Source organism: Rhizobium sp. YTUHZ044, from assembly GCF_051123975.1.
In the GTDB taxonomy this organism is placed as follows: Bacteria; Pseudomonadota; Alphaproteobacteria; order Rhizobiales; family Rhizobiaceae; genus Rhizobium.
This window is the reverse complement of sequence record NZ_CP101426.1, coordinates 4,220,703-4,241,199: the sequence shown is the minus strand read 5'-3', so window position 1 is coordinate 4,241,199 and position 20,497 is coordinate 4,220,703. Positions and strand designations below refer to the sequence as shown.

The 20,497-nt window shown below is 62.8% G+C and carries 18 protein-coding genes and 1 tRNA gene; 6 read left to right on the top strand and 13 right to left on the bottom strand.

Annotated features, from left to right (window positions below):
- Positions 1-15: 15 nt before the first annotated feature.
- From NL154_RS20745 to obgE, 3 genes are read right to left on the bottom strand one after another with little or no spacing between them, the layout of a single operon-like run.
- Positions 16-1,299 carry a glutamate-5-semialdehyde dehydrogenase gene (locus tag NL154_RS20745; RefSeq protein ID WP_434733279.1) on the bottom strand — a complete coding sequence of 428 codons (1,284 nt, stop codon included), beginning with the start codon at positions 1,297-1,299 and terminating at the stop codon, positions 16-18.
- Positions 1,292-2,461, bottom strand: coding sequence for a glutamate 5-kinase (proB, locus tag NL154_RS20740; RefSeq protein ID WP_210632743.1), 1,170 nt, complete (start codon positions 2,459-2,461; stop codon positions 1,292-1,294). The genes NL154_RS20745 and proB overlap by 8 nt, the downstream gene beginning before the upstream one ends.
- Positions 2,448-3,536 (bottom strand): GTPase ObgE, encoded by a 1,089-nt coding sequence (gene obgE, locus NL154_RS20735; protein ID WP_221122901.1) that lies wholly within the window; start codon positions 3,534-3,536, stop codon positions 2,448-2,450. Before obgE ends, proB begins: the two co-directional genes overlap by 14 nt.
- An 84-nt stretch (positions 3,537-3,620) precedes the next feature.
- Between obgE and NL154_RS20730 the strand changes: the two genes are divergently transcribed.
- Entirely contained in the window at positions 3,621-4,487 is an 867-nt protein-coding gene (locus tag NL154_RS20730) for an endonuclease/exonuclease/phosphatase family protein (protein ID WP_210632741.1), read from the top strand.
- 95 nt (positions 4,488-4,582) lie between these two features.
- Here the strand turns inward: NL154_RS20730 and NL154_RS20725 are convergent, their stop codons facing one another.
- From NL154_RS20725 to rplU, 4 genes are all read right to left on the bottom strand, one after another.
- Positions 4,583-5,170 (bottom strand): GNAT family N-acetyltransferase, encoded by a 588-nt coding sequence (locus NL154_RS20725; protein ID WP_434733278.1) that lies wholly within the window; start codon positions 5,168-5,170, stop codon positions 4,583-4,585.
- Positions 5,167-5,823, bottom strand: a complete 657-nt coding sequence (locus NL154_RS20720; protein WP_210632739.1) for a GNAT family N-acetyltransferase — start codon at positions 5,821-5,823, stop codon at positions 5,167-5,169. Before NL154_RS20720 ends, NL154_RS20725 begins: the two co-directional genes overlap by 4 nt.
- Before the next feature lie 125 nt (positions 5,824-5,948).
- Positions 5,949-6,218, bottom strand: a complete 270-nt coding sequence (gene rpmA, locus NL154_RS20715; protein ID WP_004676172.1) for a 50S ribosomal protein L27 — start codon at positions 6,216-6,218, stop codon at positions 5,949-5,951.
- A 34-nt stretch (positions 6,219-6,252) separates the two neighbouring features.
- Positions 6,253-6,570 (bottom strand): 50S ribosomal protein L21, encoded by a 318-nt coding sequence (rplU, locus tag NL154_RS20710; RefSeq protein ID WP_007824851.1) that lies wholly within the window; start codon positions 6,568-6,570, stop codon positions 6,253-6,255.
- 302 nt (positions 6,571-6,872) lie between these two features.
- Here rplU and NL154_RS20705 point away from each other — a divergent pair.
- Positions 6,873-6,962: transfer RNA gene (locus NL154_RS20705), tRNA-Ser, on the top strand.
- An 81-nt stretch (positions 6,963-7,043) separates the two neighbouring features.
- Here the strand turns inward: NL154_RS20705 and NL154_RS20700 are convergent.
- Positions 7,044-7,658: a TetR/AcrR family transcriptional regulator gene (locus NL154_RS20700; protein WP_434733277.1), complete on the bottom strand. Its 615-nt coding sequence runs from the start codon at positions 7,656-7,658 to the stop codon at positions 7,044-7,046.
- A gap of 95 nt (positions 7,659-7,753) precedes the next feature.
- Here NL154_RS20700 and NL154_RS20695 point away from each other — a divergent pair, with 95 nt between their 5' ends.
- From NL154_RS20695 to NL154_RS20680, 4 genes are all read left to right on the top strand, one after another.
- Complete coding sequence (locus NL154_RS20695) at positions 7,754-8,482, top strand: NIPSNAP family protein (protein ID WP_434733276.1); 729 nt, start codon at positions 7,754-7,756, stop codon at positions 8,480-8,482.
- A 232-nt stretch (positions 8,483-8,714) separates the two neighbouring features.
- The gene (locus NL154_RS20690) at positions 8,715-10,151 is read left to right on the top strand and encodes a M81 family metallopeptidase (RefSeq protein ID WP_434733275.1); all 1,437 of its coding nucleotides are present in this window, start codon (positions 8,715-8,717) and stop codon (positions 10,149-10,151) included.
- Between the two features lie 38 nt (positions 10,152-10,189).
- A complete protein-coding gene (locus NL154_RS20685; RefSeq protein WP_434733274.1) occupies positions 10,190-11,974 on the top strand; it encodes a gamma-glutamyltransferase family protein in 1,785 nt (594 codons plus the stop codon).
- 248 nt (positions 11,975-12,222) lie between these two features.
- A complete protein-coding gene (locus NL154_RS20680) occupies positions 12,223-13,557 on the top strand; it encodes a glucoamylase family protein (RefSeq protein ID WP_434733273.1) in 1,335 nt (444 codons plus the stop codon).
- A 35-nt stretch (positions 13,558-13,592) separates the two neighbouring features.
- Here the strand turns inward: NL154_RS20680 and NL154_RS20675 are convergent, their stop codons facing one another.
- The 5 genes from NL154_RS20675 to NL154_RS20655 form a co-directional block, all read right to left on the bottom strand.
- On the bottom strand, positions 13,593-14,630 hold the full coding sequence (locus NL154_RS20675; protein ID WP_221122906.1) for an ABC transporter ATP-binding protein: 1,038 nt from the start codon (positions 14,628-14,630) through the stop codon (positions 13,593-13,595).
- Positions 14,627-16,294 carry an ABC transporter permease gene (locus NL154_RS20670; protein ID WP_221122907.1) on the bottom strand — a complete coding sequence of 556 codons (1,668 nt, stop codon included), beginning with the start codon at positions 16,292-16,294 and terminating at the stop codon, positions 14,627-14,629. Before NL154_RS20670 ends, NL154_RS20675 begins: the two co-directional genes overlap by 4 nt.
- Positions 16,295-16,398: 104 nt before the next feature.
- A complete protein-coding gene (locus NL154_RS20665) occupies positions 16,399-17,421 on the bottom strand; it encodes an iron ABC transporter substrate-binding protein (protein ID WP_434733272.1) in 1,023 nt (340 codons plus the stop codon).
- A 186-nt stretch (positions 17,422-17,607) separates the two neighbouring features.
- Entirely contained in the window at positions 17,608-19,146 is a 1,539-nt protein-coding gene (gene amaB / locus NL154_RS20660; RefSeq protein ID WP_434733271.1) for an L-piperidine-6-carboxylate dehydrogenase, read from the bottom strand.
- Positions 19,147-19,191: 45 nt separating this feature from the next.
- On the bottom strand, positions 19,192-20,475 hold the full coding sequence (locus NL154_RS20655; protein ID WP_210632729.1) for an NAD(P)/FAD-dependent oxidoreductase: 1,284 nt from the start codon (positions 20,473-20,475) through the stop codon (positions 19,192-19,194).
- Positions 20,476-20,497 lie beyond the last annotated feature (22 nt).

Genomic DNA, 20,497 nt, shown 5'->3' with positions numbered 1-20,497 from the left:
TTATCCGTCGTCACGTCAGGGTCGGGTCTGGCCGGCACCGCGCACCCGGTATTTGAAGGAGGTCAGTTGTTCGACGCCGACGGGGCCACGGGCATGCATCTTGCCGGTGGCGATGCCGATTTCCGCGCCCATGCCGAACTCGCCGCCGTCGGCGAACTGGGTCGAGGCATTGTGCAGCAGGATCGCCGAATCGACTTCGGTGAAGAAACGCTCGACCACGCCGGGGTCTTCGGCGATGACGGCCTCGGTATGGTTCGAGGAATATTTCTGGATATGGGCGATCGCCCCCGATATGCCGTCGACCACAGCGACTGAGATGATCGCGTCGAGATATTCGGTCGACCAGTCCTCCTCCGTCGCGGGCTTGAGGCCGGGCGCAACCTTCAGCACCGCCGCCGAAGCGCGGATCTCGCAGCCGACGTCAGTCAGCACCTCAAGCAGTGGCGTCAGATGCGTGCCGACCGCTGCAGCATCAACGAGCAGCGTCTCGGCCGCCCCGCAGATGCCGGTACGGCGCATCTTGGCGTTGACGACGATCTTCTTCGCCATCTCGAGATCGGCCGAGCCATCGACATAGATGTGGCACAGGCCTTCGAGATGCGCGAACACCGGCACCCGGGCCTCGTTCTGGACACGGGCCACCAGGCTCTTGCCGCCACGCGGCACGATGACGTCGATTGCCCCATCCAGGCCGCGCAGCATGGCGCCGACGGCGGCGCGGTCGATGACCGGAACGAGCTGGATCGCATGCTCCGGAAGTCCCGCCGCCTTCAGGCCCTCGACCATGCAGGCGTGTATAGCCTGCGATGAACGGCGCGAATCCGAGCCGCAGCGCAGGATGACCGCATTGCCCGCCTTCAGGCAGAGCGCCCCGGCATCGGCGGTAACGTTCGGCCGGCTTTCGAAGATCACGCCAATGACGCCGAGCGGCGTGCGGACACGTTCGATCTTCAGGCCGTTCGGTCTGTCCCAGGCCGCGATGACTTCTCCGACCGGATCGGCAAGGGCGGCGATCGCACGGATTCCCTCGGCCATCTCGGCAATGCGCTTGTCGTTCAGCGTCAGCCGGTCGACGAAGGAGGCAAGCGTTTCGCTGCCTTCGATGTCTTTCAGGTCCTTGGCGTTTCCGGCCAGGATATGCGCCTTGTTCGCCAGGATCGCGTCGGCCATGGCGTTCAGGGCCTTGTTCTTCGCCTCGGCGGAGGCAAAGCCCAACGGTCGCGCGGCAGCCTTCGCCTTGCGGCCGATGTCATTCATCAGCACGTCAATGTCAGGGCCCGGCGCAACGGTATCAAGCATAGCTCGCGTCCTTCTTCTGCCTTTCCGATCTCGACCGGATCTGCGCGGTCATCACCATATCGTCGCGATGGACCATGGCAGCCCGTCCGGCATAACCGAGGATGGCTTCGATCTCCGCCGATTTGCGGCCGGCAATGCGGCGGGCGTCCTCGGCATCGTAGCTTGCCAGGCCGCGGGCGATCTCGCGGCCTGAAGGGCCGATGATCGCCACGGTGTCGCCGCGGCTGAAGAGGCCGGAAACGCTGCGCACGCCGGCGGGAAGCAGGCTCTTGCCGGCGCCGAGCGCCGTGACGGCGCCCTCATCGACATGCAGTTCGCCTGCCGGCTGCAATTGTCCGGCGATCCAGGTCTTGCGGGCGGTGACGGGCGTTCCGGAGGGGGCGAACCAGGAGGAGCGCGCGCCGTTTTCGATCGCCGACAGCGGGCTGTCGGTCTTGCCCGAGGCGATGATCATGGCGCAGCCCGAGGTGGTGGCGATCTTGCCGGCATCGATCTTGGTGCGCATGCCGCCGCGCGATAGCTCGGAGGCGGCGCCGCCGGCCATCGCCTCGATCTCCGGGGTGATTTCGGCAATCGTCTCCAGGAAACTCGCATTCGGATCGAGATGCGGCGGGGCGGTGTAGAGGCCGTCAATATCGGAGAGTAGGATGAGCAGGTCGGCGCCGGTCATCGTCGCCACGCGGGCGGCCAGCCGGTCGTTGTCTCCATAGCGGATTTCGCTGGTCGCGACCGTGTCGTTTTCGTTGATGATCGGCACGGCGCCGATCTTCAGCAACTGATTGATGGTGGCGCGCGCATTGAGATAGCGGCGGCGTTCCTCGGTATCGCCGAGCGTCAGCAGGATCTGGCCGGCAACGATCTCGTCGCGCGACAGGCTCTCCGACCAGGCGCGCGCCAGTGCGATCTGGCCGACGGCGGCGGCGGCCTGGCTTTCTTCCAGCTTCAGCGCGCCCGAGGGCAGGTCGAGCACCGAGCGGCCGAGCGCGATGGCCCCTGATGACACGACGAGCACGTCGATACCCTTGGCCTTCAGGCCAGATATATCGGCGCACATGGCATCCAGCCACGCCTTCTTCAGCCCGGCCTTGCGATCGACCAGCAGGGCAGAACCGATTTTGATGACGATGCGGCGGTAGCGGCCGAGCGGCTTACGGCTGGTCATCGACCCCATCCTCGTCCTTGCCCTCTTCTCCGACGACCATGTCGCGATGCCGGAGTTTCGGCGCCTTGGCCGGTTTCTCCTCGGTATTATTCTCGACGATGATGTCGCGCAGTGCACGCAGAACCTCGGTCATGCCCCTGCCTGTCACAGCCGAGATCTGGAAGGGGGTCTTGCCGCAGGCCTTGGCCAATTCCTTCGTCTTCTTCTTCAGTTCGGCCTCATCGAGCACGTCGATCTGCGACAGCGCCACGATCTCGGCCTTGTCGGCCAGATCGTTGCCATAGGCTTCGAGTTCATGTTTGACCGTCTTGTAGGCCTTGCCGACCTTTTCTTCCTGGGCGGAGACGAGGTGGAGCAGCACGCGGGTGCGCTCGACGTGGCCGAGAAAACGGTCGCCGATGCCGACACCTTCATGGGCGCCTTCGATCAGGCCCGGAATATCGGCAAGAATGAACTCCCGCTCGTCGACCGTGGCAACGCCGAGATTCGGATGCAGGGTAGTGAAGGGATAGTTGGCGATCTTCGGCCGGGCGCGGGTAACCGATGCCAGGAAGGTCGACTTGCCGGCATTGGGCAGGCCGACAAGGCCGGCATCGGCGATCAGCTTCAGCCGCAGCCAGAGGGTTTTTTCCTCGCCGGGCAGGCCGGGATTGGCCCAGTCGGGCGCCTGATTGACCGAGGTTTTGAAATGGGCATTGCCGAAGCCGCCATTGCCGCCATGGGCGAGACAGTAGCGCTGGCCTTCCTCGGTCAGGTCGCAGATCAGCGTTTCCCGGTCTTCCTCGAAGATCTGGGTTCCCACGGGAACCTTGAGCGTCACGTCGCTGCCGTTGGCGCCGGTGCGGTTGCGGCCCATGCCATGGGTGCCGATGGTCGCCTTGAAATGCTGCTGATAGCGGAAATCGATCAGCGTGTTGAGGCCGTTGACGGCCTCGACCCAGACGTCGCCGCCGCGTCCGCCGTCACCGCCATCGGGGCCGCCGAACTCGATGAATTTCTCGCGCCGGAAGGAAACGCTGCCCGCGCCACCATCCCCGGATCGGATATAGACCTTTGCTTCGTCGAGAAATTTCATTTTACTTCCAATATTCCGTGGCAGTTGGACGGCCCGTCTTGGCCCATTCGATATAGGCGGTTCCGACGGAGGTCAAAGATTATCGTGAATTTTGTGAGCTATAACATACAGTACGGCTTCGGTCTCGACGGCCGATACGATCTCAAGCGCATTGCCCGGAGCCTCGAAGGCGCCGATGTCATCGCGCTGCAGGAGGTGACCCGCGGCTTCTGGCGCAACGGTTTTGCCGACATGGTGGCTGATATCGCAGCCTTCTTTCCCGACCATTTCTGGGCGTATGGGCCGGCCTGCGACGTCCATATCGACGGGGGCGAAGGCGGTCTGCAGCCGGTACGAGGCACGCGTTTTCAGTTCGGCAATATGGTGCTGTCGCGCTGGCCGATCCTGTCGACGCGGACTCTGCTTCTGCCGCGCAGCCGAACCATCGCCAAGATCAACCTGCAGCGCGGCGCAACCGAGGCGCTGATCGCCATCCCGGGCGGCGCGATCCGCGTCTACTCCGTCCATCTCGACCATGTCTCGGCCGACGAGCGCATTCGCCAGCTGCAATTCTTGAACGTGCACATCAACGCATTCGTCCAGGAGGGCGGATCGCTGACGGGGGGTGGCGAGCTTGATCTGCCGGAGCTGCCGCTGCCCGAGGACTATATGATCATGGGCGATTTCAACATGGAGCCGGAATCGCCGGAATATTGTGCGCTTGCCGGCGCCGGCGGCGGATATTACGGCCGTGTCGCCAGGATCGGCACGCCGGTCGATGCCTTTGCGGCGCTGAAGGCTTACGGGCCTGAGAGCTACAGCTGGATGGATCCCGAAGATCACGGCAAACGCATGCATCTCGATTATTGCTTCGTCAGTTGCGGCCTGGGCGGCCGGTTGAAATCCGCGCGGATCGATACGCAATCCCTCGGCTCCGATCATTTTCCTGTGTGGGTCGAGATCGGCGATTGACGAAGACGCCGCCGAGCCGGCGGCGCCTCCTTTTTCGACTTCTGAGAGCATGATGTTGTCCGAAAACCGCTCACACTTTTCGGCATAATGCCGGGTTACGCAACCTTGCGCGGCTGCAGCGCGCCCGGCTGCAGCACGGTTTCGATGTGCGACACCATGGTGTTGCGGGCGAAACAATAGATTTCGCCGCAACCCGTCATGCGGAACCCGAGCTTCTCCTGCAGCCGCAGCGAAGCGGCGTTGTCGGCGAAGACACCGGAATGGACAGGCGTCTCCGGCATGCGGCGCGAGAAGCGCTCGATGATCGCCGCCACCGCCTCGCTCATATAGCCGCGCCGCCAGTAGTAGCGGTTCAGCCAGTAGCCGAGATGCCAGCGGCCGTGGCGCAGCTCGATCGAGACGGTGCCGATATGGACATCGTCCTTGCCTGTTATCGCGAGCGACCAGTCCGGCAGGGTGCCTGACGTGACCGGCATCAGCCAGTCCAGCGCATCCTGCCGGTCGAACGGCGCGGGCACGCGGGAAAGCATGCGCGTCACCGCGAAATCGGAGAGCGATTCCGCGATGGCGGGCGCATCGCTCAGCCGGTGGGGGCGGAGCGTCAGCCGAGTGGTCGGGATGACCGGCGCGGGGCCGGGCAGCATCGACCTGGTGTCCGGCCTTTGCAGTGCCGACGTGCTCATGCGATGTTCCCCCAGCTTCGGAGTGACATCCAGGTCTTGCGGTCGAGCCTGTACCATTCCACAGGCACGTTGCTGCCGAGCGCCAGCGAGGCAGCAAGCCCCGAACCCTGGAACTGGAAACCGCACTTCTGGATGACACGCCGCGAGGCGACGTTCATCACCCGGCAGCGGGCGTCGATCTGGTCGACGTCCTGACGGGTTCTGAACACCATGTCGACGAGGGCGTGGCAGGCCTCGGTGGTGTAGCCCTGGTTCCAATAGGGCTCACCCAGCCAGTAACCGATCTCGACGGTCTTGCCGTCGGTATGCGGTTCGACGCCGCAGCATCCCATGAATGCGCCGTTTTCGGCTTTGGTGATCGCATAGACGCACTTGCCGATCTCGCCATTTCGCGAACGCCAAACAAAGTCGGCGGCATCATTGGCGGTATAGGGGTGCGGCATACGCGATACCATGGTGGCGACTTTGGCGTTATTGGCGAGATGGGCAAGGGCGTCGATGTCTTCTTCGTGGGGCGCGCGCATGACGAGCCTTTCCGATAACAAGACAGGGCAATCGGTCCTTAACCGCTCCGGCCTCAGCCGTTCCTTGGAAGACCGCTGGTCTTCCGGGGAAGACCGTGATTGGTCTACCCTTATCAATTCGCCTTGCATGTTCAGTCCTCCTGTTTGGACAAAGAAAAAGGGGAGATGGCGCCCCATCTCCCCTGTTTTCTGGACTGAACCTGGTACGGCCAGCCGGGTCGATGAGACGCCGGCTGTTTTTGAGCGCTACCGGCTTATTCCGCTGCTTCCGCTTTCGGCATGACAGACACGTAGACGCGACCGTTGGCCTTCGTTCGGTAGTCCACATTGCCGGCGGTAAGTGCAAAGATCGTGTGATCCTTGCCGAGGCCGACGTTGGAACCGGGATGCCACTGCGTACCGCGCTGACGCACGATGATGTTGCCTGCGATGACGGCTTCGCCGCCGAACTTCTTCACGCCAAGGCGCTTGGATTCGGAATCGCGACCGTTGCGCGAGGAACCGCCAGCTTTTTTATGTGCCATTGGAGTTCTCCTTTAAACCTGAAACCCGTTGATCTTACTTGGCAGCCACGATGTCCGTGATACGGACGACCGTGTGATGCTGACGATGGCCGCGCGAACGCTTCGAATTCTGACGACGGCGCTTCTTGAAGGCGATGACCTTCTTGCCGCGGGTCTGGTCGACGACTTCCGCCTTGACGGAGGCGCCGGCTACGAAGGGCGCACCGATCGCCGCGTCGGCGCCTTCGCCGATCACGAGGACTTCGGTGAATTCAATGGAGTCGCCAGCGGATGCTTCAAGCTTCTCGATGGTCAGCACGTCGTTGGCTGCCACACGGTACTGCTTACCGCCGGTCTTGATGACTGCGAACATTTTTTATCCTTTCATGTTCGTTCCGGCGCTCCCCGCAAATAGCAGGTGGCCGTCTTTTTATCAGTCGAAGTTAAGCAGGGATTTCAGGGAACTGGCCCGGAACTCTGGTCTGCCGGTGAAACCCCGCGCGAGCGCGAGGCGGGCAAGGGGCGGACTACTCCACTCCTATTGCGGATGCGGGATACGCGAGTGACAGAAAGGTGTCAAGGCAAAAGGATGGAAAAGCTTGAGATTTCGGCTTGCCAACCTGTCATATGCCCGTTATGAGAACGCCCGCGCCGAACAAGCGCCGACCAGACCGCGGAGAGGTGGCAGAGTGGTCGAATGCACCGCACTCGAAATGCGGCATACCTGCAAGGGTATCGTGGGTTCAAATCCCACCCTCTCCGCCACTCATTTTCTGTCCATGTCGGCTTCGCAGGTCTGATTTTTCAGGCGAAATCGGCGCGACTCTCCCCGATCCCATTTGTCGGTCAAGGCCGGCGGTAGTTCGCCGCCAGCAGTGTCGCCAATTCGGCGCGGCAGTCGCGGAGCGGGCCGACATCCTGGCTTGCCTTTGCCATCGTCATGGCGCCGGAATAGGCGGCAATGACAAGCGTTGCGATTGTCCGCGGATGGAGCCCGATGGCGCGCTTTTCCTCCAGATCTGCCGCAAACTTGGCGAAGAGCGCATTGTGCCAGTCTCCGAACACGGCACTGACAAGTGCGCGCATCTCTGCGTCGTGTTGGGAAACTTCCATTGCCATATTATTCAGCGGGCAACCGGAGACCCGGTCCTTTTGTGTCAGTTCACCGATGATGGCTTCAAAAATCAGGTCTATGGCCGTTGGCGCATCGGCGCATGTGCGCAGCGGTTCGATCCATGTCTGCCGAACGGCGGCAGCGACGCGATCGCGGATGACTGCAAGCCCGAGGTCACGCTTTGCAGGAAAATGATGCGCCAGTGCGCCGCCGGACACGGAGGCCCGCTCGCGCAGTTCCAGCATGCCGGTTGCGAGATAACCCTGCGTGACAAAGGCGTCATAGGCGGCATCGATGATCCTGCGGCGCACGCCCTCGGGATCATTGTTTCTTTTGGTTTCGATCATGGCGTCTCAATTCAGTCGGCGTGCATTCTAGCAGCTTGACAAAACAGGTCAATTGTCCTGTGATAAAACAGGATGATCGACCTGTCAGGAAAACCATGGACCCTCACCTCATATTCGAGCTTCGCCGCTACCGGCTCCTTCCCGAGCGCAGAGAGAGGTTGATTCGCCTGTTTGATCGCGAGTTCGTTGAGCCCCAGGAGGCGTTGGGCATCCGCGTCGACGGGGAGTTTCGCGATCTCGGCGATCCCGATTGCTTTGTGTGGGTGCGCTCCTTCAAGAACATGGAGGCCAGAACGGATGCGCTCGCATCCTTTTATTCGGGCCCCGTCTGGAAGGAGCATGGACCGGCCGCGAACGCGACGATGCTGAATTCGGACAATGTCCTGCTGCTGAAGCCGGCGGCCGGTGTGCTTCCATTTGCGCATAACCTGCCGAGGCAGAAAGAGGCGGAGCGCGCGGAAGCACAAGGGCTGATCGCCGTGAACATCTGCTCGCTCGCACCCGGAACGGGAGAAGATTTCTCGGAATTTTTCCGCGCCAGGGCGATGCCGGCCATGCTGGCGGCCGGTGCGCGGATCGAGGCGGTGTTCATGACCGAGCGAAGCAGGAACGGTTTCCCGCGCCTGCCGGTTCGCGAGGGGGAAACGGTGTTCGTCTGGTTTGAAGCGCACGCGGATCAAAGCGGTGCAGCCGCCTACCAGCAGCGGCTGCGGCAGAATCCGATCTGGACGGCGGAGATTTATCCATGGATGGACAGCCGGTGCTGGCGGCGTATCGATGTCGCACTGTTGACGCCGACGTCGCGGTCGCTTTGCGCCTGGTGAGCGATCTTGCCCGCACGCCGACGCAGTTCCTTCCAAGGGCAGTCATCGAACACTTATCTCATGATCGACCCGGGTCGATTTTGTCATGTAGTGCGGTTGATCGGTTTATTTTGCGAACTATCATCAGCATCGGATAACGGCGGCACACCTGCAGAAACCGCCTGTGTCTTCACCTTGATCTCATCGCCACCCATACCGTCCTGATCGCCCCCACTTTCAACCGAGGTTTCCCATGCGCATTGCCGTCGGTGGCATCCATATCGAATGCAGCACATACAATCCCGTTCTGAATGAGGAAAAGGACTTTCGGGTGTTGCGGGGGGAGGGGCTGCTGGAATCGCCCTATTTCGCTTTTCTGAAGGATTATGATGCCGAGTTCCTGCCGACGATCCATGCCCGCGCCATTGCCGGCGGGCCGGTTTCGCGCGCCACCTATGAAGGCTTCAAGCGCGAATTTCTTGAGCGGCTGAAGCCGCTGCTGCCGCTTGACGGTCTCTATCTTGCCATGCACGGCGCCATGTATGTCGAAGGCATGGAGGATGCCGAAGGCGACTGGATCAGTGCTGCCCGCGCACTGGTCGGCGAGGAATGCACCGTCTCGGCAAGCTACGACCTGCACGGCAACGTCACCCAGCGCATCATCGACGCGCTCGACATTTACTCCACCTATCGCACGGCGCCGCATATCGATGTCGAGGAGACGATGCGCCGCTCGGTCTCCATGCTGGTCAAGAGCTTGAAAACCGGCGTCAGGCCGTTCGTTCTCTGGGCGCCGATCCCGGTTGTCCTGCCCGGCGAGCGCACCAGCACGGTCGATGAGCCGGCAAAGAGCCTCTATGCCAGGCTGCCCGAGATCGATGTCATGGCCGGCGTCTGGGACGCATCGCTGATGGTCGGTTATGTCTGGGCCGACGAACCGCGCGCCACGGCCGCCTCTATCATGACCGGCACCGACCGTGCCGTGCTCGAGCGTGAGGCAAGGAGGCTCGCCAAGGCCTATTGGGATGCCCGCGAAGACTTCGTCTTCGGCTGCGAGACCGGTTCCGTCGAGGAATGCGTCGCGAAAGCGATCGCCAGCCCGACCGCGCCTGTCGTGCTCGCCGAATCCGGCGACAACCCGACCGGCGGTGGCGTCGGCGACCGGGCCGATGTCCTGGCCGAGTTGATCGCCAAGGGTGCTGACGGCGTCGTCTTTGCCGGCATCGCCGACAAGGCGGCGACCGAGGCCTGTTATGCCGCAGGTGTCGGTGCGCAGCTTGTCTTGAGCGTCGGCGCCTCGCTCGATTCCAAGGGCAGCAGGCCGGTCAATGCCCGATTCACCGTCAAATTCCTGCATGAGACCCGCGACCCCGCCGATCGGCAGGCAGTCGTTTCGATCGGCGGCATCGATCTCGTGCTCTCGGCCAAACGGCGGCCCTACCACAATATCGCCGATTTCACCCGGCTCGGCCTCGACCCGCATGGCGCCAGGATCATCGTCGTCAAATCGGGCTATCTCTCGCCGGAACTTGCGCCGATCGCCAACCCGAACCTGATGGCGCTGTCGGAGGGCGTGGTCGATCAGTTCGTCGAGCGCCTGCCGCGGCTGCGCAAGCAGCATCCGACCTACCCCTTCGACAAGGAATTTGCCTTCGAGCCGAAAGTCTTCCGTTCCGCACGCGCGCGCTAGCCCGATCCTAGGCATGGTCCCCAGAAAGGACAGCTGACATGACCGCATTCACGACCCGTCCCGAAATCCTCGGCACCTTCGGCGTCGTCACCTCGACGCACTGGATCGGCTCCGCTGTCGGCATGAGCATTCTCGAAAAGGGCGGCAATGCATTCGACGCCGCAATAGCGACGGGTTTCGTGCTGCAGGTCGTCGAGCCGCATCTGTGCGGGCCGGGCGGCGATCTGCCGGCGGTGATCTATTCGAAGAAAAAGGACAAGGTCGAAGTCATCTGTGCGCAAGGCCCCGCACCGGCCGGCGCCACGATCGAGCACTATACTGCGGAAGGCCTGACGCTGATCCCCGGCGACGGCCTGCTCGCAACGGTCATTCCCGGCGCCTTCGACGGTTGGATGCTGATGCTGCGCGATTACGGCACGATGAGCGTGCGCGACGTGCTGGAACCGGCGATCTACTACGCGAAGCATGGCCATCCCCTGCTGCCGCGCGTCTCGGGCACCATTAAGGGGCTGGCGACTTTCTTCGAGAATGAATGGCCGACCTCTTACCAAACCTGGCTGCCTGGTGGCCGCGTGCCCGAGGCGCATGCGAACTTCCGCAATCCGGTGCTTGCTGCGACCTGGAAGCGCGTCATTGCCGAGGCCGAGGCGAAAAGCGGGCGGGAGGCGCAGGTGGAAGCGGCGCGCAACGCCTTTTATCGCGGCTTCATCGCCGAGAAGATCGATGAGTATATTAAGACCGCCGAGGTGATGGATGCGAGCGGAAGCCGCCACAGGGGCGTGCTGACGGCAGACGATATGGCGAACTGGTCGGCGACGGTCGAGGCGCCGCTGACCTATGATTATCACGGCTGGACGATTGCCAAGACAGGTCCGTGGGGTCAGGGGCCTGTCTTCCTGCAGACCCTGTCGATCCTGAAGGGCTTCGACCTCGGCGCATTGAGACCGGATGGCGCCGATTTTGTTCATACCGTCGTCGAGGCGATGAAACTCGCCTTTGCCGACCGCGAGGTTTATTACGGCGACCCGAATTTTTCCGAGATCCCTGTGGCGCATCTGCTGTCGGAGAGCTACGCTGCCGAACGCCGCAAACTCGTCGGTGCGGATGCCTCCTTGGATCTTCGCCCCGGCATCTTTCCGGGTTTCGAAGCGCAGTATGACCTGACGATGAAGATGCTCGGCGCCGATTCGCAGACCGGCGCCGTCTACGAGCCGACCATGGCGCATCTGTCCGAAAAGCGCGGCGACACCGTGCATATCGACGTGATCGACCGTGACGGCAACATGGTCTCCGTCACGCCGTCCGGCGGCTGGCTGCAGTCTTCGCCAACCGTGCCCGGCGTCGGCTTCTGCCTCAATTCCCGCGCGCAGATGTTCTGGCTGAAGCCAGGCTTGCCGACATCGCTTGCTCCGGGAAAACGGCCGCGTACGACGCTGACGCCTTCCCTCGGCCTCTATGAAGGCCGCCCGACCCTTGCCTTCGGCACGCCGGGCGGCGACCAGCAGGAGCAATGGCAGCTTTCCTTCTTCCTGCGGCATATCCATCACCAGCTGAACCTGCAGGCGGTGATCGATCAGCCGCTCTTTCATACCGCTCATTTTCCGAGCTCCTTCTATCCGCGCAGCCGCGAACCCGGCAGCCTGATAGCGGAAGAGAGTTTCGGTCCGGATGTGCTCGCCGCGCTCGCCCGAAAGGGCCACAAGCTGACGATCACCGATCCTTGGACGATCGGCCGGCTGACGGCCGCACGACGCGATGCCGACGGGCTGATGCGCGCCGCAGCCACCCCGCGCCTGATGCAGGCCTATGCGGTCGGACGATAGCGGCCGCTTCCCGCAGCGCCCGCTGGCAACAAGTGTCGCCTGGGATAGACTGTGCCGGTGCGGTGCGCGGCGATGCTTTTGCTGCACCGCTTATATGACTTATGCTAGATATTATTTCACCGATAATTGTTAACGACCGATCACCTCCGTTTGTGCTCTCTTATCCCTACGAATCAAAAAGGTTTGATTTGCCCGGAGATGACGACCATGTTCAAGCATGGGGCGATGCAACAGTTGGGTGGGTGCCTATGCTGCAACGGATTGAAGACATTGATGCGGCCCTTATCGACAGGTTGCAGCATTCGGCATTCAAGTACTTCCTGAAATATTCCAATCCCGAAAATGGCCTGGTGGCCGATACCTCGATCGGCGGCGTGCCGGCAAGCATCGCGGCCGTCGGTTTTGCCCTTTCCTCCTATCCGGTTGCCGTCGAGCGTTGCTGGATCGGCCGCAAGGAAGCAGCCGAGCGCACGGTCAATACGCTGCGTTTCTTCGCCGAGGCGCGCCAGGGCGAAGAGCGCCATGCGACCGGCCATCGCGGCTTCTTTTATCATTTTCTCCAGATGGATAGCGGAAATCGCGCCTGGAACAGCGAGCTTTCGACCATCGATACCGCGCTGCTTATCGCCGGCGTGCTGACAGCAGCGCAATATTTCAATCGCGCAGACGACGAGACAGAGACGGAAATCCGTGAACTCGCAACCTTCATCTACGAACGGGTCGACTGGCGCTGGGCGCTGAACAAGGGCGACACGATTTCCATGGGCTGGAAGCCTTCGTCGGGCTTCCTGCGCTGGCGCTATCACGGTTTCGACGAGGCGATCATTCTTTATGCGCTGGCACTCGCCTCGCCGACGCATCCCGTTCCGCAGTCGAGCTACGACGCCTTCACATCCAGCTATTCCTGGATGACGTTCGGTGACCAGCCGTATCTCTATGCCGGACCGCTTTTCATTCATCTCTTCTCGCATGCCTGGATCGATTTCCGCGGCATCCAGGACAGACCGATGATGGAGCGCAACTGGGACTACTTCCGCAATACCCAGATCGTCATCAACATGCAGCGCGACTATGCCGAGCGCAATCCTGGCGGTTTCGTCGGCTACAACAGGAATGTCTGGGGCTTTACCGCCTGCGACGGCCCACCGCCGACCCGGCGCATGCGTGGCGGCCGGCAGCCGAAGGTCCTGGGTTATGCCGCGCGCGGCGCGCCGCTCGGGCCCGATGACGGCACGATCGCGCCATGGGCAGCACTCGCCTGCCTGCCCTACGACCGGCAGGCAGCCCTCGACGGCACCAAGGCGCTGCTGACCACCTATCCGAACCTGCTGTTGGAAGGCGGTTTCCCCGGCGGCTTCAATCCGACCGTACAGACAAAACGTCCGGAGGGCTGGGTCGACGACCGCACCGTCGGCATCGACCAGGGTCTTGTCGTCATGACCGTCGAAAACGCGCGTTCCGATTTCATCTGGAAGCTGATGCGGCAATCGCCGGTCATCCGCCTCGGGCTCGAGCGCGCCGGCTTTACCGGCGGCTGGCTCGAGGGCGTCGAGCCGCAAGAGTTGATGCGTAAAGTCGGTTAGCGCGCAACCCGGGTCGATTTCCGAAAAGGATTATCTCAGCGCTCGAAAACGTGCGCCTTGCCCGATATATCCAGGCGAACGAGATCGCCTGGCGAGGGAAGGGCGACACTCGAGGTCTTGATCCGGATCGGCGGCAGGGCAACGCCATCGAGCGAGACGGCAACCGTGCAGACCGCGCCGCCGAATTCCACCTCGACAACCCGTCCGCCGTAGTCGCGATCGCTTTCATCGGCAATGACGCGGATCTGCTCGGGCCGCAGCATGATTTCCGCCTTGCCCTGGCGGCTGCCTTCGACGGCGACATGGCCGAGGGCGCAGTCGGCAAGGCCGTTGCGGATGATGGCCGGAAGCAGTACGGCATCGCCGAGGAACAGTGCCGTCTCGCGGTCCCTGGGATGCAGATACAGGGTTTGCGGCGTTCCCGCCTGGATCAGCCGCCCTTCCCTCAGGACCGCGACCTGATCGGCAAAACTCAGTGCCTCTTCCTGATCGTGCGTCACGAGAACGGCGGTAATGCCGGCCGCCTGCAGCACGCGCGCGACAGCCTTGCGCATGTTTTCACGCAAGCCGGTGTCGAGCGCCGAGAATGGTTCGTCGAGCAGCATCAGCCGCGGCTTGCGGCCGAGCGCGCGGGCGAGCGCCACGCGCTGCTGCTGACCGCCGGAAAGCTGGTGCGGGCGGCGCGCCAGCATGCCGCGGTCGAGCTCGACCATATCGAGCAGTTCGGCGATGCGCCGCTCACGATCGGCAGCACCCCGTTCGAAGCCGAAGCCGATATTTTCAGCCACGCTCAAGTGTGGAAACAGCGCGCCATCCTGCGAGACGATGCCGATGCCCCGCTTGTGAGCCGGCATCGCCGCGGGGCCATCGGCCAACACGTCGCCGTCCAGGGTCACCCTGCCGGTGTCGGCCAGCTCGAAGCCGGCGATGATGCGCAGCAGCGTCGTCTTGCCCGAGCCGGATGGCCCGATGACGGCGGTGCGGCTGCCGGCCTGGACATCGAGCGAAATATCCGTCAGCGCCTGGACAGGCCCGTAGCGCTTGCTGATGTTTTCGATCGTAAGCAGCGTCATTGGCCGGCCGTCCGTTTCGATTGCGTATAAAGCGTCAGGGTGAGCGGCAGCGACAGCACGACCATCATGCAGGCGTAAGGGGCGGCCGAGACATAATCGATCTCGCTCGTCAGCGACCAGAATTTCGTCGCCAGCGTATCGACGCCGCTGGGCGAGAGCATCAGCGTCGCCGTGAGTTCATTGGTGATGCCAAGTGCGGTCAAGGCAACGCTGGCAGCGGCTCCCGGTGCGGCAAGCCGCATGGTGATCTGCCGCACTGCCTGACCGGGGGTGCGGCCGAGGCCCATCGCGGCGCGCTCCAGCTCCACTGGCGCCTGAGCGATGCTGGCGCGTAAGCCGACCATAGCGCGGGGCAGGAAAAGCATCACATAGGCGACGAGCAGCGTTGCGAAGGTCTGATAGAGCGGCAGCACGAGACGCACGGTGATCGTCACCAGCGCCAGCGCCACGACGACGCCAGGCAGCGAGCCGACATAATAGTGGCAGGCTTCGAGCACGCGCTGGAAGCGGCCGGGCGCGCGCACGGACAGCCAGGCCATGGGGGCTGCGGCAACCGTCGCCAGCACGCCGCCGGCAAGAGCGAGCGCCATCGTCTGCAGGAAAGCAGTGCCGACCTCGATGCGCCAGATCTCGCTGCCGCCGAGATAGAGCCAGCGGCCGAGCGTCATCAACGGCACGCCGAGCGCCAGCACCGCCAGGACGACAGGCAGCAGGATGGCCGGCACCACGAACCAGCCAAGACGCCGGCGATCGGCCGGACGCGGCGAGCCGGGGCCGACGCGGGCATAACGTTCGTTGCCGCGCAGCAGCACTTCGAGACCGAGCAGGAAAAGGCAGCAGGCGACGAGCACGCCGCCGAGCATGTTGGAGGCCGGGCTGTTGTAGGAGGATTGGAACTGGTCGACGATCGCGGTTGCGAAAGTATCGAACCGGATCATGACGAACAGGCCGTATTCCGACAGCAGATGCAGCGCAATCAGCAGCGAGCCGCCGCAAATGGCAAACCTCAACTGCGGCAGCACGGTGCGGAAGAAGACGCGCCAGGGATCGAGGCCAAGGGAGGCGGCGGTATCTTCGATGGCCGGATCGAGACGGCGCAGCGCTGCGGCGACCGGCAGATAAAGGAATGGATAGTAGGCGACAACAGAAACGAAGACGCCGCTCTCAAGGCCGCGCATGCCGGGAATGAGGCTGACCCAGGCGTAGCTGTGCACGAAGGCTGGCACTGCGAGCGGCGCGACTGCCAGCCAGGCCCAGAGTCTGGCGAACGGAATATCCGTTCGTTCGGTCAGCCAGGCAAGCGTCACGGCCAGCGCGATCGACAGCGGAATGGTCGCCGATTCCAGGAGAACCGTATTGATGAGGAGTTCGCCGACACGTGGCCGGAAGACGAGCGTTTTCACCGTTTCCCAGCCGACATCGTAAGTGATCCAGCCGATGAAGCCGAGCGGCACGAGACTGAAGATCGCGATGACGGTCGCGAGAAGCATCACCGGCGCGTGCGGCATGCGCCGGCGCGGCAATAGCATTCGCGCGGCCTTCGGCGCGACCGGCGCCCTGTTGCCGGCTACGAAAAATCTGTTGTCCTGCAGCAAGGCCGATGCCTTCATACGCTGAAAAAGGAAGGCAACCGCCTTGGAAAGACAGTTGCCCGATCCCGTCATGCCCTAAGGTTTTCTTGAGCCAAAAGCAATAGTTTTGGCTACTGCAGGCCTGCGGCAGAAAGCCCGAAGCATTCCCCGCTTGAGTGCTGCGAAACGCAGAAAGCCTAGATCAGACCTGCCGCCGTCATCAGTTCCACGACCTTCTTGCTGTCCAGCGTCGAGGCTTCGACCTTCGGAGCATTGAGATCGGCAAGCGGAACGAGCTTGTCGTTGGAAAGGGAATCCTTGCCGACGGCATATTCATAGGAGGTGCCGTTCTTGAGAATCGCCTGGCCCGCCTTGCTGGTGACGAATTTCAGGAAAGCCTGCGCTTCCTTCAAGTGCTGCGTGGACTTCAGGACGCCGCCGCCCGACACGCTGATGAAAGCGCCTGGATCCTGGTTCTTGAAGTAATGCATGCCGACATTCTTGCTGTTCTCGCCCGTCTTCGCCTGGTCGCCGAACCAGTAGTAGTGATAGATGACAGCGCCTTCGACTTCACCTGAATTGACCGCCTTCATGGCAACGCTGTTGCCCTTATAGGGCGTCGCATTGTCTTTGAGACCCTTCAGCCATGCCTTGGTGGCGTCTTCGCCCTTCAACTGCAGCAGGGCAGCGACGATAGCCTGGAAGTCGGCGCCGGCCGGCGCTGCACCCCAGCGGCCCTTCCAGGCGGGATCGGCGAGGTCGAGCAGCGACTTCGGCAACTTGTCTTCGCTGAGCTTGGTCTTATCATAGGCAAAAACCGTCGTGCGGGCGGCAATGCCGGTCCACATGCCGTCGGCCGGACGATACTGCTCCGGGACCTGATCCAGCGTCTCCTTTTCGACCGGGGCGAAGAGCCCGGCGCCGTCGACCAGCGTCATGGCCGGCGAATTCTCAGTCAGGAAAACGTCCGCCGGGGATGCGTCGCCTTCCTGAATGATCTGATTGGCGAACTGCATGTCGCCGCCCTGGCGCATGGTGACCTTGATGCCGGTCTCCTTGGTGAAGGCATCGATCCATTCGCGGCCCAGGCTTTCGTGCTGCGCATTGTATACGACCAGACCCTCATCCTGCGCATTGGCGCTGCCTGCGAGCGCGGTGGCGGAGAGGAGCGACGCGGCGAGCGCCAGCACGTGGGAAAAACGGTTAAAAGCAATAGTCATGATGGCCTCCATGGCAATGTCACCCTGCGGGTAAGAGGCGTATATTTTTCTTGACTGTCTATTTCAAGTTTCTTCGCCGAGAAAAAAGCATCACAATATCTTGACCTGATATTGCAGATCGCGTCGGAATAAATATCGATCGAGCCAAAGAAGGCGACGCTCGGCGTCGCCTTCTCGCAACAATGGCTATTCGACGTCGAACTTGACGCCCTGCGCAAGCGGCAGCGTGCTGCCGTAATTGATCGTGTTAGTGGCGCGGCGCATATAGGCCTTCCAGGCATCGGAGCCGGATTCGCGTCCGCCGCCGGTCTCCTTTTCACCGCCGAAGGCACCGCCGATTTCGGCGCCCGAAGGCCCGAGGTTGACGTTGGCAATGCCGCAATCCGAGCCCCGCGCGGAGACGAAGGTTTCCGCCTCGCGCATGTCGTTGGTGAAGATCGACGACGACAACCCCTGCGGCACGGCATTGTGGAGCGCCAGCACCGTGTCGAAATCGCTGTATTTCATCACATAGAGAATGGGCGCGAAGGTCTCGTGCTCGACCGGACCGGTCTGATCGGGCATTTCGACGAGCGCCGGGCGAACGTAGAAGGCATCGGCCGAACCATTGTCGACGCGTTCGCCGCCGGTCACCTTGCCGCCGGCCGATGCCGCCTCGCCAAGGGCTGCCTGCATCTTCTCGAAGGCCTGGCCGTCGATCAGCGGTCCCACAAGTGTGCCTGTTTCGAGCGGATTGCCGATGGTGACGGAGCCGTAGGCCTTCTGCAAGCGCGGCACAAGCTGGTCGTAGACGCTTTCATGGACGAAGAGACGGCGCAGCGTCGTGCAGCGCTGGCCGGCCGTTCCCATGGCGGAGAAGGCGACGCCGCGCAGCGTCAGGTCGAGATCGGCGCTCGGGCAGACGATGGCGGCATTGTTGCCTCCGAGTTCGAGAATAGCGCGGGCAAAACGCTGCGACAGGCGCGGACCGACGGCGCGGCCCATCGCCGTCGAGCCGGTGGCGGAAACGAGCGGGATCTTCGGATGGTCGACCAGCACCTCGCCGACCTCACGGCCGCCGATGATCAGGGTCGACAGATTGGCGGGCGCCTTGCCGCCTTCGGCGACGAAGCGCTTCAGCGCCTTTTCGAACAGCGCCTGCACGGCAAGCGCGGTCAACGGTGTCTTTTCCGACGGTTTCCAGACCGTGGAATTGCCGCAGACCATCGCCAGCGCCGCATTCCAAGACCAGACGGCGACCGGGAAGTTGAAGGCGGAAATGATGCCGATCGCGCCGAGCGGGTGCCAGCTTTCCATCATCCGGTGTTCGGAGCGCTCGGTAGCGATCGTCAGGCCATAGAGCTGACGCGACAGACCGACGGCGAAATCGCAGATGTCGATCATCTCCTGAACCTCGCCGAGGCCTTCGGAGGTGATCTTGCCGACTTCGATCGAGACAAGACGGCCGAGCGCCGTCTTGGCGCTGCGCAGCTCCTCGCCGAGCAGGCGGATCAACTCGCCGCGCTTCGGCGCCGGCACGGAACGCCATTCGAGGAAAGCCTTGTGCGCCTCTTCGATCGCCGCTTTCGTTTCGGAAACGGAATGTTCTTTGAGCTTGCCGATGTCCTTGCCGGTGACCGGCGAGGAGACAGACAGCGTGCCGCCCTGATAGCGGCCGGCGTCGACGCCGAGTTCGGCGAGCAGCTTGGCGGTTTCGGTGGCGAGATCGAGGACGGCGATGGTCATTGTCGTGTTTCCAATCTTATTGTTCTCAGAAGCGCTTGTCGGTTCTCAGAAGCGGGCATCGGCGAAATGGGCGACCTGAGCGCCGGCTTCGTACCATAGTTCCTTGAGCGCACGGAAGCTCGGCTCTGTGGGTGACGTCAGCGGCAGCGGCAGATCGGCCTCGGCAAGCCGGCCGAGAATATGTTCAGCCAATGTGCGGCCGAAGACCGTGCCGGGGGCTATGCCGCGGCCATTATAGCCAGAAAAGCCGATAACATTCGGGGCGAATTTGTGGAAGCGCGGCAGCGCATTGTCGGTCATGCCGATCTGGCCATACCATTCGCATTCGAATTCGACATCGCCGATCATGGGAAAGAGCCGCTTCAGGGCGCGCTTGGCCCAGCCCTTATGCACCGCAAGCCCGGTATTGCGCAGCGCGCCGACGCTGCCGAAAACGAGGCGTCCAGCCTGATCCATGCGGAAGGAGGAGAGAATGTCCTTGGTGTCCCATGCGCCTTCCCGCCCCGGCAGGATCGACCGACGCAGATTGTGGCCGAGCGGCACGGTGGCGAAATTGAAATAGGGCAGATAGACCTGCTCGTTGCGCACCTGCTCGAAGGGGCCGGTGCTGTAGGCATCGGTGGCGACGATGATCCAGTCCGCGCTGGCTTCGCCGCTTTCCGTGTTCACGGTCCAGAGACTGCCGCGACGCTCGGTTGCGATGACGGGGCTCGACGTATGGATGGTGACGCCCGCCTTGACGGCGGCATGGGCGAGGCCGCGCGCATAGGCAAGCGGCTGCAGTGTTCCGGCGCGAAGATCGAGCAGCGCCCCGGCATAGGCATCACTGCCGATGCGTTTGGCCGTTTCTGCCGCATCGAGCACTTTCACGGGCGCGCCACGCGCGGACCATTGCAGCGCGCGCGCCTCGATCTCCTTCAACCCGTCCGCGCCGACGGCGCAGTGCAGCGTGCCGTTACGCTCGAGTTCGCAGGCGATCGCGTGCTTGTCGATCAGTTCCATGACGAGCTTCGGCGCATTCCCGAGCAACTCGAGCAGGCGTTCGCCGTGAACTGGGCCGAGCACGCCCGGCAGGTCGTTGGGCATCACCCACATGCCGGCATTGATCAGACCGACATTGCGCCCCGCACCGCCGAAGCCGATCTCCTTCGCCTCCAGCAGAACCACCTTCGACCCGGCCTCGGCAAGATGCAAGGCGGCGGAAAGACCGGTATAGCCGCCACCGACGATGACGACGTCGGCCGATACCGCGCCTTGGAGAGGCGAGGTCGCCGGCGGTACGCCTGCGGTCTTTTCCCAGAGGCCATGGGAGCGCGGATCATTCAGCATGGCACACCCCGATCGGATGAAA